Raw genomic sequence first — 398 nt, forward strand, 5'->3', positions numbered from 1 at the left:
GCAGCCGAGTCCGAGGAGCGGGCCGCGGACGGCGGCGGTGCGGGCGGGGGCGCGGAGCAGGACCTGGCTGAGCAGGACGAGGAGGGCGATGGCCTCGCCGCCGCCCCAGACGACGAGGGGGTGGTTGCCGAAGATCAGCAGGAGGGTGACGGTCCAGGTGACGGCGGCGGCGAACCAGGCGCGGGCAAGGAGGGGGACGGCGGGCCAGGGTGCCGCGCTGAGGCAGACGAGGATGCCGGAGATCCACACGGCGGCGTGCGGGAGGCTGGGCTGGCGGGCGAGGACGACTCCCTCGAAGGTGACGAGGGCGAGTAGGACCAGGGAGAGGGTGAGCCGGACCCCGTCGGCGGCGTGCGGATGGCGCCGGGCCCAGGAGGCGAGGGGGCTCACGCCGGGGG

At 76.4% G+C, this 398-nt stretch carries 1 pseudogene; it reads right to left on the minus strand.

What is annotated here, in order from left to right:
- Positions 1 to 398, minus strand: a pseudogene (locus tag G3I78_RS50175) (two-component sensor histidine kinase); the annotation flags it as partial.

The sequence above is a fragment of the Streptomyces sp. SID13726 genome, assembly GCF_010548375.1.
Classification (GTDB): Bacteria; Actinomycetota; Actinomycetes; order Streptomycetales; family Streptomycetaceae; genus Streptomyces.